We start from the raw sequence: 16,584 nt of genomic DNA, 5'->3' as shown, positions 1-16,584 counted from the left end.
GATTCCGAAACCTGATGGTCCCGGAATCTCTTTTTTCTTCCAGCAATTCAGATCAATCCTCCAACGAGGTCGTTTCCAAAGGCACATCCCGAATACAACGAACGCTGTATGCATTGCTCCGCTGATAGGGATTCACGATAACCTGACCGCTCATAAAGAGCATGCGGTTCGAATTATTGTAATTGTCACCCGCCTTGGCAGCCGAGGAATTCGCCCAATAAACACCCCGGGCATTCCCGTCCTTGGTGTCTGCTGTCGCCGTATTGTAAACCACATGACCTGACGACGGCAGATGCAGCACCGACTCCGCAAAGATCGTATTGGGATCATCCAAATTGTATTTGGTGTTGTATTTCATCGTCATGTTCAATATGGCTCCACCCATGGCAAGGAACTCATTCACCGTCGGGATCCGGTATCCTTCCGGACACGGATTGCTTGACTGCGTCTCATCGGCCAGCGAAGCATGCCACTCATAGTCAATGTATTTTCCGCCCCAAAGTCCCGTCTCCTGGGTTGATGTCTGCACGGCCCAGTCATTCGGAGCCGCATTGGTCGGAATAAATTGGTTGTGACCCGCATCGGCACGGTTGGGAACCCGTTCATTCATCCCGGCAATCCCATTCACCAAGACACCCGCCGTAGCACTCGTCCAGGCCGTCTTTTCGTGCCCGTCGGCCTTGCGCGACCACTGGAACAACGACCCGTAGGCCTCATAATCGTCCTTGGATTCGGCGACCTTGCGAGCTCCCAGATTACGATCCAGCCAGGTCTGCGTGGCTTTCGTCCCGTCCTCTAGGGTCACCTCGATATTCACCGGATAATAGATCAGTTTGTAATATTCATCCGCGCCGTCATAGTTGCGGTCCTTGACTCCGGCAACCGTTACCTGACACTCAGCCATCTGCTTGCTGCCGTCGTTGGCCTTGGCCGTAATCACGGCCCGCCCGTGACTTACCGGAGTAATAAGACCCTCCTGCGACACCCGAGCCACGGCTTCATCCGACGAAACCCATTCCAACGTCGGAATGGTCGCATCGGACGGCGTAATCGTTGCCGTAACGGCGAACGGTTCGTCCGTGACCAGAAAATCGTGCGACGTGGCACTCAGGACAATCGACGTGATCGGATTGTCGGCCAGGAACGGTGTAACGGTCACCTCAACCTCGGCCGTACGACGCATGTCACTCGTCTCGATACCGATCCGGGTAACACCTTCCGCCTTGGCCGTGATGAGACCCTCCGCACTCACCGTCGCCACCTCCGGCTCCGTATTGTACCACGTCACCTTCTTGTTGCCGCAGTCTTCGGGGGTAAAGAGAATCTGAAGCCGATAGGTTTTGGTCTCGGGCAGCGAGAGTTTCTCAATTCCGAAACTTACGCTCTCCACGTGGACGAAATAGGGCGGCGTATCCTCCTTTTCCATACAGGAGGAAAGGCCCAATGCCACCACCAATGCAGCAAAATAGCAGAGAATTCGTTTCATATCAGTAGGTTTAGGTTTGATTCCGCACGAAACAGCAGAGAAGATCTTGCTGAAACAAATATATTCGGAATAAACCTTTTTTGCCGATGGACAGGATCAATAAATTTTCGGGAACGGTTTCGGGAACGGTTTTATCGTCCGGAAACGTTCCCGAAAAAAGTCCCCTTCGATCAGAACTTCTTCCAGTCACTCAGACTCGAGCATCCGGGGATCACTCGATCCCCGCACATGAAGCAAACCCTCGAGGACGACAGTACGGTCTGCGGCCGAAGGATTTTCGATCTTTTCCAGCAGCATCCGCGCCGCCGTCTCGCCCATCTTGTCCAACGGCTGTGCCACGGAACTCAGCATCGGTTCGATCACCAGAGCCGACTGCGATTCCGTAAAGCCCATCACCGAAACCTGTTGCGGAATCTGAATGCCGCCATGCTTGAGAGCCTTCATGGCTCCGATGGCCAACGGATCGTTGAATCCGAACAAGGCGTCGGGGATCAAACCCTGCTCGATGCAACGGTTCATCACCCGAAGTCCTTCGTCTCGGGTAATCGATTCGCAGCGGATCACCAGCGAAGAATCTACCGGTAATCCGTGTTTGCGAAGGGCATCCGCATAACCCCGATAGCGCAGGGCCGAAAGATCAATCTCCGAGGGACCCTGAAAATGCATGATCCGCGGCATCGGCTGACCCATCTCCCGCCGGACATTCACCAGATGTTCCACCGCAAAGAACGACCACTTGTAATCGTCGATCACCACCTTCCCGGCCGAAACATCGGCGCTGGCCCGATTGAAAAAGACCAACGGGGTGCCATTGTCAATGAGTTCCTGATAATAGGCCGTATTCCGCCCCTTTTCCGTCACGGAGATCAGAATGCCTTCGACCATGCTCTCCTCGAGCAGTTGGAGATTCCGACGCTCGACCTCGGCCGATTCGTTGCACTGCGTGATAAGAACATGAAAGCCCTCCTGCTCAAAAACCTTCTGAATCTGAATGATAATCCGCGAAAAAAAGGAATTGACAAATTCCGGAACCACGACTCCTATGATTTTCGTACGGCGTTTGATCAGATTCTGCGCAAAGGGATTGGGGCGGTAATGCATCTTCTCGGCCATCTCCAGAACCGCCCGCTTCGTCTCGGGTTTGACATCGAAACGATCGGCCAACGCCCTCGATACGGTGGATTTGGAGATTCCCAGAGCCCGGGCTATATCCTTGATCGTGGTATTTTGCGCCATAATGAAAAATTTTAAGCAAGATACGCATTTTTACGCCAAAAATCAAATTCCGACCCCTTCCCTCCAGGGCTTTCCCCCCGAAAACAGTCCATGGGAGCGGTTGCATAAAATGGGAGCGTTCCCGAAAACGTTCCCGACGATTTTATTGCTCACGTACGACTTGCAATCCGTCCGAATGGAATATATTTGTTTAAGGATTGATCCGGAATCCCGCTCAAACAGAAACTATAACTTCTATGGGAACCTTAGACTATATAACCATTCTCCTCTTTGCCGCCGGAGTAATGCTGGCCGGCATATCGTTTTCTTCAACCGGCAAAAACATGAAGAGCTTCTTCGCCGGCGGCGGCAATGTCCCCTGGTGGATCAGCGGACTCTCGCTCTTCATGGGCTTCTTCTCGGCCGGCACGTTCGTCGTCTGGGGATCAATTGCCTATTCGCTCGGATGGGTCTCGGTAACCATTCAACTGACCATGGCCGTAGCCGGACTGGCCGTCGGGTATTTCATCGCCCCGCGATGGAACCGTACCGGCTGCCTGACCGCCGCCGAATACATCACCCGCCGCTTCGGTGTGACCACCCAGAAGATGTACACCTATCTGTTCCTCTTCATCTCACTCTTTACGACCGGGGCCTTTCTCTACCCCATCGCCAAAATCATCGAGGTGACGGCCGACATCCCGCTCAACACCAGCATTCTCCTTCTGGGAGCCTTCAGTATCCTCTACGTCGCAATCGGAGGCTTGAGAGCCGTCGTAGTCACCGATGTCCTGCAGTTTCTGATCCTCTTTGCGGCGGTCATCATCGTCATCCCGCTCTCCTTTCTCAAAATCGGCGGTGTCGAGCAGTTCTTTGACCGCCTGCCCGAAGGTTTCTTTCAGGTCGTCTCGGGTGAATATACCTGGGTATTCATCGTCGCCTTCATGTTCTACAACCTCTTCTTCCTCGGAGGAAACTGGGCCTACGTACAGCGATATACCAGCGTAAGTTCGCCCCGCAACGCCCGGAAAGTGGGCTATCTGTTCGGTGCGCTCTATCTGATCAGCCCCATCCTCTGGATGCTGCCGCCGATGATCTATCGCGTCTACAACCCTTCACTCGAAGGTCTCGAGGCCGAAAACGCCTATCTGCTCATGTGCAGGGAGGCTATGCCGTCGGGGCTGCTCGGATTGATGCTCGGAGGCATGATCTTCGCCACGGCCAGTTCGCTCAACGCCACGCTCAACATCTCGGCCGGAGTATTCACCAACGACATCTTCAGGCGGATCTACCCCTCAACCTCGGAAAAGGGACTGATGCGCGTGGCCCGCTGGTCGACCATCGGATTCGGACTGCTGGCCATTGTCGTGGCCCTGCTCATCCCGCTCATGGGCGGAATCGTCAACGTCGTGATCAGCGTCGCCGCACTCACGGGCGTACCGCTCTATCTGCCGCTTATCTGGACGCTCTTCTCCCGCAATCTCAATGGAAAGGTCATCCTGACGGTCACCATCTGGAGCCTCTGCATCAACGCCCTCTTCAAGTTCGTCACGCCGCTGGCCGGATTCTCGCTCGACCGCGCACAGGAGATGCTCGTCGGAGTGCTTGTCCCGGCTCTGATGCTCGCCGTCTACGAGATCTATCACCGCATGCGACGTCCCGGTGACCAAATCCCCATGATCGAGAAAAATCCCGACAACACGCTCCAGAATGCCGCTGAAACGGACAACCGATTCAGCGTCATGATCATCGGAATCGGAGCCTCTCTCTCCGGACTCTTCGTTACCGTACTCGGAGCTCTGGCCGACGAACATAAGATGATTCCCCTGGGAATGGGAATACTGCTGCTCGCCATCGGAATCGCAGCCTACGCATACAGCAAAAAGAAATCCTGACAACGATATGATCATCTCCAAATTCGAAAATTATCGGACCTTCCGCCAGGTCGCACTCCGCGCCGACTATGTCATCGCCGGAGGCGGCATGACCGGCGTATGCAGCGCCATCACAGCGGCGCGTGCCGGCGTGCGCGTCATCCTGGTCCAGGACCGTCCGGTCCTCGGCGGAAACGCATCGAGCGAGGTGCGCCTCTGGGTGCTGGGCGCCACCTCCCACATGGGCAACAACAATCGCTGGTCGCGTGAAGGAGGTGTTCTGGACGAAATCCTCGTCGAAAACACGTTCCGAAACAAGGAGGGGAATCCCGTCCTCTTCGACATGGTCCTCATGGACAAGGTCCTCGCCGAACCGAACATCACGCTGCTGCTCAATACGGTGGTCTATCGCGTCGAGAAAAGCGACCCTCGCACCGTAAGCCGGCTCATGGCCGTGAATCCGCAAAACGGCACCGAATACACGATCGAAGGGCGCCTGTTCGCCGACTGCACGGGCGACGGCACGCTGGGCTATCTGGCCGGCGCCTCGTTCCGCATGGGTGCCGAGGAGCGCGAAGAGTTCGGCGAAGGCTTCGCCCCCGACCGCAAGGAGTACGGCGAACTGCTCGGACACAGCATCCTCTTCTACATGAAGGACACGGGACATCCCGTCCGGTATACGGCTCCGGACGTCGCCATCAAGGACGCCGAGAAGCGAATCCCGAAGCTGCAAAACCCCAACTATTTCAACGTCGGACAGCAAGGATGCAAGTACTGGTGGCTGGAGTACGGCGGGCGGTTGGATACGGTCACCGACACCGAACAGATCAAATTCGAATTGTGGAGTGTTGTTTATGGAGTCTGGGACTACATCAAGAACTCGGGCAAATTCCCGCAGGCCGAGACTCTTACCCTCGAATGGGCCGGGCTCTTCCCGGGCAAGCGCGAAAGCCGCCGCTTCACGGGACTCTACACCATCACCCAGCGCGACATCATCGAACAGCATACGCATTACGACGCCGTGGCGTATGGCGGCTGGTCGATCGACCTGCACCCCTCGGACGGAGTCTACAGCTCCAGCAATGCCTGCAACCAATGGCACAGCAAGGGAGTCTACCAGATTCCCTATCGCTGCTACGTGACCCCGGATCTGGACAATCTCTTCATCGGCGGCCGGATCATGTCCTCGAGCCATGTGGCCAACGGTTCGACCCGCGTCATGTGCACGGCGGCACTCGGAGGCCAGGCCATCGGCATGGCCGCCGCTCTCTGCCTTGAAGAGCATTGCACGCCCACGGATCTGGCCCGTCCCGAGAAAATCGTCCGGCTGCAGACCGAACTGATCAAACGGGGACAGTTCATTCCCGGGCTCGATCTTTCGGACGGGCGGAATCTGCTCGACCGCGCCTCGCTTCATCCGTCGAGTGAGCTCCATCTGACCGAACTGCCTCACGACGGAAGCTGGTTCCGACTCGAATACCCCGCAGCAGAGCTTATTCCGGTCAACGGCTCCGTCCCGCGAATCAACCTCACCGTCAGGGCCGACGAAGCTACCGACCTGAGGATCGAACTGCGCAGCTCGCAGCGATGTGAGAACTATACGCCGGACCGGATCGATGCCGTCGTGACGCGAAGACTCTCAAAAGGGGAAAATATCCTCGACATCGACTTCGGCGTCACCTACGATTCGCCCCGATACGTCTTTGTCTGCTTCATGACCAACAAGCAGGTATCCCTTCCGCTGAGCGGACGTTACGTGTCGGGGTTGACCTCGGTCTTCAACCACATGAATCCGGCCGTTTCGAATTTCGGCCGGCAGACCCCGCCCGAAGGGATCGGTGTCGAAACGTTTGAATTCTGGTGCCCGAAACGGCGCCCCGAAGGAAAAAACCTTGCTCTGCGGTTCTCTCCGGCAATCGACGCATTCGGCGCCGAATTCCTGCGCAACAACTATTTCCGTCCCTACCTGGCCCCCAACGGATGGATAGCCGAATGCGAAGATCCGAATCCGGAATTACGGATCGACTGGAGCAGTCCCGTCACGATTTCGCGTATGCGGCTCTTCTTCGACACGGACGCCGATCACGCCATGGAGAATGTACAGATGGGTCACTACGACTCCGTCATGCCGGGCTGCATCCGCGACTACCGGCTGTCGGACGACCGGGGGAATGAACTGGCATTCGCGACCGGGAACCATCAGACAATCAATACGCTGACATTTAGCCCTGCAGTTGCGGTCCGCGGACTGAATCTCCGGATCTCTCGCCCGGACGGCAACATATGCCCCGCTCTGATGGGAATCATCATCGAATAAACCAAATTACCAACAAACCAACCTATGAACCTATGAAAAAAATCTACTCAACCCTGGTGATGCTCTTCCTGATCGTAGCATCCATGGCTCAAATCAGGGAGATCAAAGGTGTGGTACACGACGAAAACGACAAGCCCATGTCAGGAGTCACCGTGTACGTTCCTGAAACAGGCGCCGGAACGATCACTGGCAGCCAAGGTAACTACTCGATCAAGGTTCCCGGTCCCAAGGCAGAGATATCCTTCTCGTTCATGGGATATAAGACCCTGAAGCTCAAGGCTGGGGATCCGAAGGCCAAATTCGACATCATCAAACTATCGCCCGACAACCTGCTGTTCGACGAAGTGGTGGTCGTAGGTTACGGCACCCAGAAAAAGGTCAACCTGTTGGGATCGGCCGAAAATGTCTCGGTCAAGGACCTCGAAAACCGCCCGCTCACCTCGGCTTCGATGGCCCTGCAGGGAACCATTGCCGGTATCGATGTGGTGCAGAATTCGGGCCAACCCGGCGAAGACCAGGGCTCGATCCGCATCCGCGGCGTATCCTCGATCGAGAACGTCAACGAACCGCTCGTGCTGATCGACGGCGTCGAGGGCGACATCAACCTGGTCAATCCCAAGGATATCGAGTCCATGTCGGTGCTAAAAGACGCCTCGTCGGCTGCCATCTACGGCAACCGGGCCGCTGCCGGCGTCGTGCTGATCACCACCAAGTCGGGGCAGGGATCCGGAAAACTCAAGGTAACCTACAACGGCAGCTTCTCCCTGCAGGAGGCTACGGCTCTGCCCGAACCCGTCAAGGTACTCGAATATCTCGACCTGAAAGAGGAGATGTTTCTCTATAACGGCGAGATCAAGAATTTCGACAGCGACCGCGAAAAATACATCTCCGGAGAACGGGTCTCGGTCAACTACTACCTCCGGCATTTCCGAATCGCGCCAATGCACGATCACTATCTGAACATGTCGATGGGCGGCAAAAACTACAACGGCAGCATCTCGATCGGATACGGCAAACAGGACGGTGTCCTCAAGGGTACGGACAACGAAAAAATTTCCTTCCGGTCGAATACGAGCATGTACTCCAACAACCGGAAATTCTTCGCGACACTCAACCTTTCGGGATATCGCAAAGACATGACCTCGACAGCCATGGGCACCAATCAGACCATTCAGGATATTCACCGCGCCGGTCCGACCAGCATCTTCAAGGCCTACAACGGTCTCTACGGCTTTTACGGCCGCCACATGGGACAACTCGAAGCCGGTGGCCGCACGAAAAACATCTCGAACCAGTTGACGGCCAAAATCTCCGTCGGAATCGAGCCCGTCAAGGACCTCAAGATCCAGGGATCGTTCGCCACGGTCTACTTCAATTCGCGCAACGACCAGTTCGTGGCGCCGATCTACACCGTCGGGGATCTCTACGGCGATGTACAGAACAAGGTCGCCAGCTTCATCGAGATCAAGAACTCGACGACCCTCTCCACAACCACCGAACTCACGGCAACCTACAAAAAGCGGATCAAGCGCCATGACATCTCGGCCCTGATCGGTGCCTCGCAATACTGGTGGCGCAACGAATGGGAGATGGCCCGCCGCGACAACATGTCGTCGTTCACCCCCTCGTTGAACATGGGTGATCCGGCCACGCAGGTCAACGACAATGCTATCAACGAACGGGCCACCCGCTCGCTCTTCGCACGCATCGGATACTCCTTCGATGACCGATATCTCTTCGAAGTCAACGCCCGATATGACGGGTCCTCGCGCTTCTACAACAAGAAATGGGGCCTCTTCCCGTCGGTAGCCGCCGGATGGCGCATCTCCGAGGAGACCTTCTTCAAGGACACTGGTATCTCCAACTACATCGACAACCTGAAACTTCGGGTTTCGTGGGGTCGCCTCGGAAACGAATACATCTCGTCCAACTACACGGGATACCCCACGCTCTCGACCGACAGCTATTACGATTTCAACGGCACCCAGGTGGCCGGAGCCGCCATCACCTCGCTGTCGAACAAAGACACCTCGTGGGAGACCTCCGAACAGACCAACATCGGTATCGATATCGGGATCTGGAACCGCTTCTCGCTTACGGCCGACATCTTCTACAAGAAGACCACCGACATGCTGATGAAACTGCCCATCCCGCCTTCGCTGATCGGCAACGTCAACGGCGGCCCTTACCAGAATGCCGGAAGCATGGAGAACAAGGGTCTCGAACTGACGCTCAATTACCGCCAGACCTATCGCAACAAGATGTATTTCGACGCCACGTTCACGACCTCGTTCCTGCGCAACAAGGTGCTTGATCTGAGCGGGGTGAGTCCCGTCATCAATGCATCGCTCCCGATCGTGCACATGGAAGGTGCTCCCGTGGGATCCTTCTACGGCTATCGCATGGCCGGAGTCTACCAGTTCGACGACTTTTCGTGGCAGAACAACAGCGATCCCTCCGTTCCGCTCGAGGAGCGCGTCTACAAGCTCAAGGAGGATCGTCCCGTTCCGAGCGAAGGCAGCCCGCGCCCGGGCGATCTGAAATTCGCCGACCTCTCGGGTCCCGACGGTGTACCCGACGGCAAGATCGATCTCGATTACGACCGCGAGATCATCGGCGATCCATTCCCGGATGTCTCCATGTCGCTCAACCTGAACTGGGGCTGGAAAGGTATCGACTTCAACATGTTCTGGCAAACGGTTTTGGGACGAGACATGTACAATCAGGGGCCGATGGTCGTCCCGTTCTACAACGACAACGGAAACGTCTGGAAGGAGATGGTCGACAAACGCTGGACGGCCGACAACCCCACCAACAGCAACCCCCGTCTGAACTACGATTCGAAAACGGCGAACACCCGTTCGAGCTACTACATCTTCGACGCTTCGTTCCTTCGTCTGAAGAACATCGAACTGGGATACTCGCTGCCCGAACGATGGACGGCCAAACTCCACATGTCGAAAATCCGTATCTATGCCGGCATCCAGAACGCCTGGACGCTGACCAACTTCCCCGGATGGGATCCCGAACGTCCTTCGACCAACATCGCCTCGGAGGTCTACCCGCAGGTCCGCATCTACAATTTCGGTCTCAACATCGGTTTCTAACTCTAAATTCGGATCATGATGAAAACTTATCATAAAATAGCCATATTGATCGGTTCGGCACTGATGCTGGGCTCTTGTGCCGATTACCTGGTCCGCGAGCCTCAGGATGCGCTCGACCCGGCCACCTTCTTCTCCTCCCAGGAGAATGCCATCATTGCCGTGAACGGCATCTACAACGCCGCCCTCGAGCCGGTCAAGGGCCGTACCTATGCCATCGATTTCGATTGCATGACCGACAACATGTACAACTATTCGCGCAATCAGAATACCCAGGAGTTCGGCCAGGGAACCCAAGGTGCGTCAAGCACCTACGCCCTGAACATGTGGAGCCGCGGATATCGGGGCATCTCCCGGGCCAATACCCTGCTGGCCTGGCTCGACAACTGTTACGAACTGACCCAGCCGACCAACAACATCAAGGACCGGCTGCGTTGCGAAGCGCTCTTCCTGCGGGCCTATTTCTACGCCGAACTGATCGATCTGTTCGGCGACGTCCCGATGTACCTCGATCAGGTTGACCTGGCCGACAGCAAACCCCGAACACCCAAGGCTCAGGTCATCAAGCAGATTCTCGGCGATCTGGATGAGGCGGCCAAATACCTGCCCGTCACCTACCCCGCCGAGGACACGGGACGTGCAACCAAAGGCGCGGCTCTGGCGCTGAAAGGGAAAATCGAGCTCTACAACGGCATGTACAGCCAGGCTGCCAAGACGCTCAAGCAGGTGATCGAACTGAAAGACGAAAACGGGGCTCTCCGCTATGATCTTTATCCGCTCTATCGGGAGATGTTCCTGCCCGAATACGAGGACAACTGCGAGGTGATCTTCGACATTCAGTACATGAAAAACGCCTATTCGCAGGGATTGACCCATCAGATGTACACCTTTACCTACGAATGGAACTCCTACTGCCCGACCGTCTCGCTGGCAGAGAGCTACTATACCAAAAACGGATATCCCGTCACGTGGGACGAAGCAACGCAGCTCTACAAGAGCGACGACCCGGAATTCAACCCCACCTATCCCTACAACAACCGCGACCCGCGACTCGACCAGTCGATCATCATGCCCGGCACGGACAATGGCCGCGGTACGATTTTCAAACCCAACTCGGCAAACCATACGGGCATGAAGATCCGCAAATGGAACGACTACACCGAATCCGAAAAGAACAATTCGGAGCACAATATCATCCTGATCCGGTTTGCCGACGTGCTGCTCATGCGGGCCGAAGCCCTTGTGGAATCGGGATCGTTCGACGAGGCGGAGGTCCGCGCGCTGATCGACCGAGTCCGCCAGCGTCCTTCGGTGATGATGCCCAAGGTCGAGGATGCCGAAGGAACGGGACTCGATGCGGCGGCATTGCGTGAGATCATCCGGCATGAGCGTCGGGTGGAGTTCGCCTTCGAAGGAACGCGTCTGTCGGATATTCATCGCTGGAAAATCGGGCCCGAGGTGATGACCGACGCTTATGGATACACAGTCTCGAAGGCGGCTCTTGCCGTTCCGGAATACATTCCCTACAAAGTGGACACACGTTCGTTCAATCCCGATCGGGACTACCTGTGGCCCATTCCGCAGAACGAGATCAACACCAATCCCTACATCAACGCTGCGGACCAGAACCCCGGATATTAATCCCGCCCACAGCGACACCGAATGCGGGCAGGCTGCCGTCGATCCGACGACTGCCTGCCGCAATTCCGGAACGGCTCCGATCCGAAGAAAAATCCCGGAACCGGGACAAGTTGAGACTTTCGGTTGAATTTTTAACCTCAGAACTGCATGATGAAATCTTTCAAAGTCCAATACGGATCCTTCCTCGTTCTGTTTGCGTCGATATGCTGCCTGACGGGATGCAACTCCCCGATGCGGCTGTCCACGCCGACGGGCGAGGTTGAGATTACCCGCAAAGGTGTGATCGTCTTTCGCTCGGAAGGGGTGCGAAGTCTTTATACGCCGTCGTTCACCGTCATTCGGACCGATACGGATCCGGGACTGAAGATGCGTCCGGCCGGCATTCCGAACGTGCTCTACAATGCAGCCTCCTGGCATTCGGAGCAGGGCGATGCCCGGCAGGTCGTTCGGACCGACGACCAGATTGGAGACGGATTCGATGCCGAAATCCTCAACGGAGATGTCCAGGCCAGAACCTTTTCCATCTTCAACGTCGGAGAGCAGTGCATCCTCAAGCCCTCGGAAATAACGTCTGACGGCTCCCGGATTCGATTCTCCTATCCCGCTCAAAAGGATTTCGAACTCTCCGCCGAACTGAGCATCGACTCCGCTTCGGGCTATCCCCGTCTGCGCGGCTCGCTGCGGCCCGCCATCGACGGATACTATTCCGTCGGATTCACCGGGTATGAACCGCTCGATACGGCCCGGGTCGAGGAGCTCTGGCAACCGATGATCTGGCAGGAGCGCCGTTTCCCCGACCGCAGTTATGCCACACTGGCCTACCGTTGTCCGGTGCCGTCGGCTTTTGTCATGTCCGACGGCGCGAGCCGCGGTGTGGTAGCCGCTCCAACGGAATTTCCCTTTGATCCGCTGCCCGTCATGGAGAACAGCCGCTTCTGTGTCGCATTGCGCACGGCTGAAGGCAAAGCCTCGCCGATGCTCTTCGCTCCGGTCCCGGGCGGTGCGGAATCCCGCATGCAGGCCGGAGAAGAGTGGCATTTCGACGTCCTGCTCTTCGCCTCGCCGGGCAACACGACCGATGCGTTGCAGCACGTGGCCGAGAAAATCTACGGATTCCGCGATCTGCGCCACAACGACATCTCGACACTCAATGCCACCATAGACCGTATCATCGACTACACGACGAGCCGTTACAGCTGGTTCATCGACGAACAGAAGGGCTGCGCCTATTCGACCGATGTGCCGGGAGCCGTGAAGAACGTATCGGCGCTCAACCCGCTCGAAATCGCTCTGCTGAACGACAACCGCACCATCTACGAACGCCGTGCCCGCCCGATTCTGGAGTACATGCTCTCCCGGGAGAAATTCCTCTTCTCGGCCGACTCCACACAGCGGATTCAGTATCCGTCGCGACGGCTCAACGGACCTTGTGCTCCGATCTCGGAGTTGACGACCCTCTACGAGGTCTTTCAAGAGAAGGATCCGTTCCTCGTGCGGCTCGCCCGGCAGGAGTATGAAACGTCTCGCGTGCGAAATCTCGACGTGCGCGAAGAGGGGCGGACCTGGAAAAATGCCCTGCACCTCTTCCGGGCAACGCAGGACTCGACCTTCCTGCGGGAAGCCATGCGCGGAGCCGACGCCTACATTGCCGCCCGGATCGATTCACCGGCCACGGACTTCTCGGACCCCGCAGCCGGCGGGTTCTTCTTCTGGACGGGATTCGCGCCCAAATGGATCGACCTGCTGGAGTTGTACGAAACAACCGGAGAGGAGCGTTACCTGAAGGCAGCCCATCGCGGAGCCAGGCTCTATACTCAATATCTGTGGTTCTGTCCGCAGGTGCCCGACTCCTCGATTGTCGTCAACCCCGACGGCAAAGCCCCCTACTACTTCTACCTGAAACAAAAAGGGCATACTCAAATGGATGCCGCACGCGAAGAGGTTCCGGCCTGGCGGCTCTCCGAAATCGGTCTCTCGCCCGAATCGTCGGGCACCTGCACCGGACACCGGGCCATCTTCATGGCCAATCATGCCGCCTGGTTCCTCCGACTGGCCTGCTACACGGGAGACGACTTTCTGGCCACAATTGCCAAAAATGCCATTATCGGCCGCTATCGCAACTTCCCGGGATACCACATCAACACCGCCCGCACGACTGTCTACGAAAAGGAGGACTACCCGCTACAGGGGCACAAGGAGCTGAGTGTAAATTCGTTCCACTACAACCATATCATGCCGCACGTGACGCTGCTCTACGACTATCTGATCACCGACGCATGCTATCGGAGCCATGGTGCCATCCGTTTCCCCGACGAGTTCATCGAGACCTACGCCTATCTCCAAAGCAAATTCTACGGCCATCGTCCCGGAACCTTCTATGGTGAAAAAGCCTGGCTCTGGATGCCGTCGGGATTGGTTCAATGCTCCGACGTGGAACTCAATTACGTGGCGGCCCGCAGCGAAAAAGGGCTCTGTCTGGCCTTTTCGAACCAATGCGGCCGATCGGTCAGGGCCAGCGTCCGACTGAATCCCGCACGTCTGGAGTTCGATCGCCAAACCGAATGCAGGGTCCGGCTTCTGAGCCCCGACGGAGCGTGCGGGGAGTGGTCCGACGGGCAATTCACCGTCGAGGTGGCCCCCAATTCGTTGACTGCCGTTTGCATCGAGGGCGTACGTCCTCGTCCCGACATTCAGCTGCATCTGCTGTCGATTCCCGATGCCTGGCAGAAAGATTATGCGGTCTCCGACGACGGGCGCGTGCGTTGCATGCTGCTCAATACGGATGATCTCCAGTCCCGGGTCTATCTCTATTTCGATATCAGCGACACGCAATATGCAGCGGTCTCGGCCGAGGTAAACGGATCGAAAAAGCAGTCGACTCACTATCCCTATGAATTCACCTTCCCGACCGACGACCGGCGGATTGAGATCCGTGCCTCAGCCCGAAAAAAGGATGGATCCGTCATGCAGTGGGAGCCCCTCGTTCTTGAAAAATAGCAATTCATGAAAACCACGTTCCATATCCTGCTGTGTCTTTTGCTCCTCGGACCGAGTCCATTCCAGGCGCAAAACCTGACCACAGCCCCGTACCTGTGCGACAGCATGGTGCTGCAACGCGACATGCCGCTGCCGATCGAAGGCACGGCCCGCCCCGGAAGCCGGATCGAGATCACCTTCGCCGACCACCAGGTATCGACCGAAGCCGATACGTCGGGCCGATGGGTCGTGATGTTTCCGGCACTGAAAGCCTCGGCTCAGAACCGCACGATGGAGATTCGCTGCGACGATGAACAATTGGAGATCCGAAATGTCCTGGTCGGAGAGGTCTGGCTGGCCGGCGGGCAGTCGAACATGGCCTTCAAGGTCCGGGGCATGGAGTTCGACGAACGTCTCGATCTGATTCGCGACGCCGATTATCCGGAGATTCGATGCTACTACCGCGCCAATGTCGTCAGCGGCGGCAAGCGCCTCCACACGGCAGACCGCCTCTGGTCTGCCGCCCGCGGACGACGGATCTACGACTGGAGCGCCATTGCCTATCTCTTTGCCCGGGAACTGCACCGCCGCTTGGGAGTCCCGATCGGCATTGTCAACTGTTCGCACGGAGGCTCCACGGCCGAAGCCTGGATCAGCCCCGAGGCCTTTGCCGCAGATTCCGCTCTGAGGGCGGCAATCGGCAAGAACTACTCGGGAATCGGAGCTCTTTACAAGAATCCGTCGACGCTCTACGAAAAAATGCTGTGCTCGCTCCACGGACTCTCCCTGCGCGGCGTCATCTGGTATCAGGGAGAAAGCAACGGCTATTTCCCCGAACGTTACGCCAGACTCTTTTCGGGGCTCATCGCCGACTGGAGGCGTTTCTTCGACCGGGATGAACTGCCTTTCATCTTTGCCCAGCTTCCGGCCTATCGGCCCGCCTGGGACAAAAGCGGGGAACGCTGGGCTCAACTGCGGCAGGCCCAACTGGAGGTGGCACGAACAACCGCTCACACGGCTCTGGTCGTCACTTCCGACTGCGGCGATCCGGACAACATCCATCCCAAGAACAAGCGTCCCGTGGGCGATCGGTTCACGGCGGCGGCCCTGCACCTCGTTTACGGCGACAAGCGCCCCGGATGGTTGATGCCCGGAGACCCGGTCGTTGACGGCAACAGGATCCGGATTCCCGTCGAAGGAATACGCGGGGGACTCTCCCTGCGCGGAAGAGAGTCCCGGATCGAGGTCCGCACCGGAGGCGGGATCTGGTATCCGGCCGATCTGCGGATCCGCGGGAATTCACTGGAGATCGTCTCCGACAGGGCACCGACGCCGACCGCCGTGCGTTATGCCTGGGGCAATCTCAACTCGCTCGGCATCTATCATCGCAGTGGGCTTCCATTGCCTCCGTTCATCTTCCATCTGCAACCCAAAAACCTACAACCATGAGAATCTGCCTATTAATTCTGCTTGCCCTGCTGGGAGCCGTTCCTGCAACACAAGCCCAACAGAGCGGAGAACTGGGAGGCGAAGTTCTTCGTCAAATCTCCCAGGCCGACAACGGCAAATATGAACGATATGCCACGGAATACAAACGCATATATGCCATGTATGTCGGAGACGGAACCTTCGCCGATTACCTCACCGACCGTAAAAAATATACGGTCATTGTCCCCGACAACGTGGCCATCGAGGTCTACTATCGCTCCGAAGGATCCGTCAACGGAAATCCGCCCCGGCTGCGCAACACGATCAAATACAACATCCTCAAAGGACGGTTCCCGCTCGATTCATTCCGTGACGGACAAACACTCTACACGCTTTTTCCGAGCAATCCGGTAACCGCATCGGTCCGAAAGGGGAAAGTCTGGCTCGTCGACAAACAGGGAAACCGGGTCCGGCTCGACCAATCGTTCGAAGTCGGGAACATCATCGTCTACCCCGTCAAAACCATGCTCCGATACTGACACC

The 16,584-nt window shown here is 57.0% G+C and carries 9 protein-coding genes; 7 read left to right on the top strand and 2 right to left on the bottom strand.

Annotation, left to right across the window (positions count from 1 at the left end; genetic code table 11):
* Positions 1 to 52: 52 nt before the first annotated feature.
* Together B5E60_RS00960 and B5E60_RS00955 are read right to left on the bottom strand one after the other, a co-directional pair.
* Entirely contained in the window at positions 53 to 1,486 is a 1,434-nt protein-coding gene (locus B5E60_RS00960; RefSeq protein WP_087309005.1) for an Ig-like domain-containing protein, read from the bottom strand.
* 186 nt (positions 1,487 to 1,672) lie between these two features.
* On the bottom strand, positions 1,673 to 2,722 hold the full coding sequence (locus tag B5E60_RS00955; protein ID WP_087309004.1) for a LacI family DNA-binding transcriptional regulator: 1,050 nt from the start codon (positions 2,720 to 2,722) through the stop codon (positions 1,673 to 1,675).
* A 236-nt stretch (positions 2,723 to 2,958) separates the two neighbouring features.
* On the opposite strand from B5E60_RS00955, the gene B5E60_RS00950 reads away from it, so the two are divergent.
* The 7 genes from B5E60_RS00950 to B5E60_RS00920 all read left to right on the top strand — a co-directional run bounded on the left by B5E60_RS00950 (position 2,959) and on the right by B5E60_RS00920 (position 16,580).
* Complete coding sequence (locus tag B5E60_RS00950; protein ID WP_087309003.1) at positions 2,959 to 4,596, top strand: sodium:solute symporter family protein; 1,638 nt, start codon at positions 2,959 to 2,961, stop codon at positions 4,594 to 4,596.
* 7 nt (positions 4,597 to 4,603) lie between these two features.
* Complete coding sequence (locus B5E60_RS00945; protein WP_087309002.1) at positions 4,604 to 6,892, top strand: FAD-dependent oxidoreductase; 2,289 nt, start codon at positions 4,604 to 4,606, stop codon at positions 6,890 to 6,892.
* Positions 6,893 to 6,924: 32 nt separating this feature from the next.
* On the top strand, positions 6,925 to 9,999 hold the full coding sequence (locus B5E60_RS00940) for a SusC/RagA family TonB-linked outer membrane protein (RefSeq protein WP_162611579.1): 3,075 nt from the start codon (positions 6,925 to 6,927) through the stop codon (positions 9,997 to 9,999).
* A gap of 18 nt (positions 10,000 to 10,017) precedes the next feature.
* Positions 10,018 to 11,637 carry a RagB/SusD family nutrient uptake outer membrane protein gene (locus tag B5E60_RS00935; protein ID WP_087309089.1) on the top strand — a complete coding sequence of 540 codons (1,620 nt, stop codon included), beginning with the start codon at positions 10,018 to 10,020 and terminating at the stop codon, positions 11,635 to 11,637.
* Positions 11,638 to 11,787: 150 nt separating this feature from the next.
* Positions 11,788 to 14,634 (top strand): hypothetical protein, encoded by a 2,847-nt coding sequence (locus B5E60_RS00930; protein ID WP_239403147.1) that lies wholly within the window; start codon positions 11,788 to 11,790, stop codon positions 14,632 to 14,634.
* 6 nt (positions 14,635 to 14,640) lie between these two features.
* A complete protein-coding gene (locus B5E60_RS00925) occupies positions 14,641 to 16,062 on the top strand; it encodes a sialate O-acetylesterase (RefSeq protein ID WP_087309000.1) in 1,422 nt (473 codons plus the stop codon).
* Positions 16,059 to 16,580 carry a fasciclin domain-containing protein gene (locus B5E60_RS00920; protein WP_087308999.1) on the top strand — a complete coding sequence of 174 codons (522 nt, stop codon included), beginning with the start codon at positions 16,059 to 16,061 and terminating at the stop codon, positions 16,578 to 16,580. The genes B5E60_RS00925 and B5E60_RS00920 overlap by 4 nt, the downstream gene beginning before the upstream one ends.
* The last annotated feature ends 4 nt before the right edge of the window (positions 16,581 to 16,584 follow it).

Origin of the sequence: Alistipes sp. An116, from assembly GCF_002161005.1 — a bacterium.
GTDB lineage: Bacteria > Bacteroidota > Bacteroidia > Bacteroidales > Rikenellaceae > Alistipes > Alistipes megaguti.
This window is presented reverse-complemented; position numbering and strand designations above follow the sequence as displayed.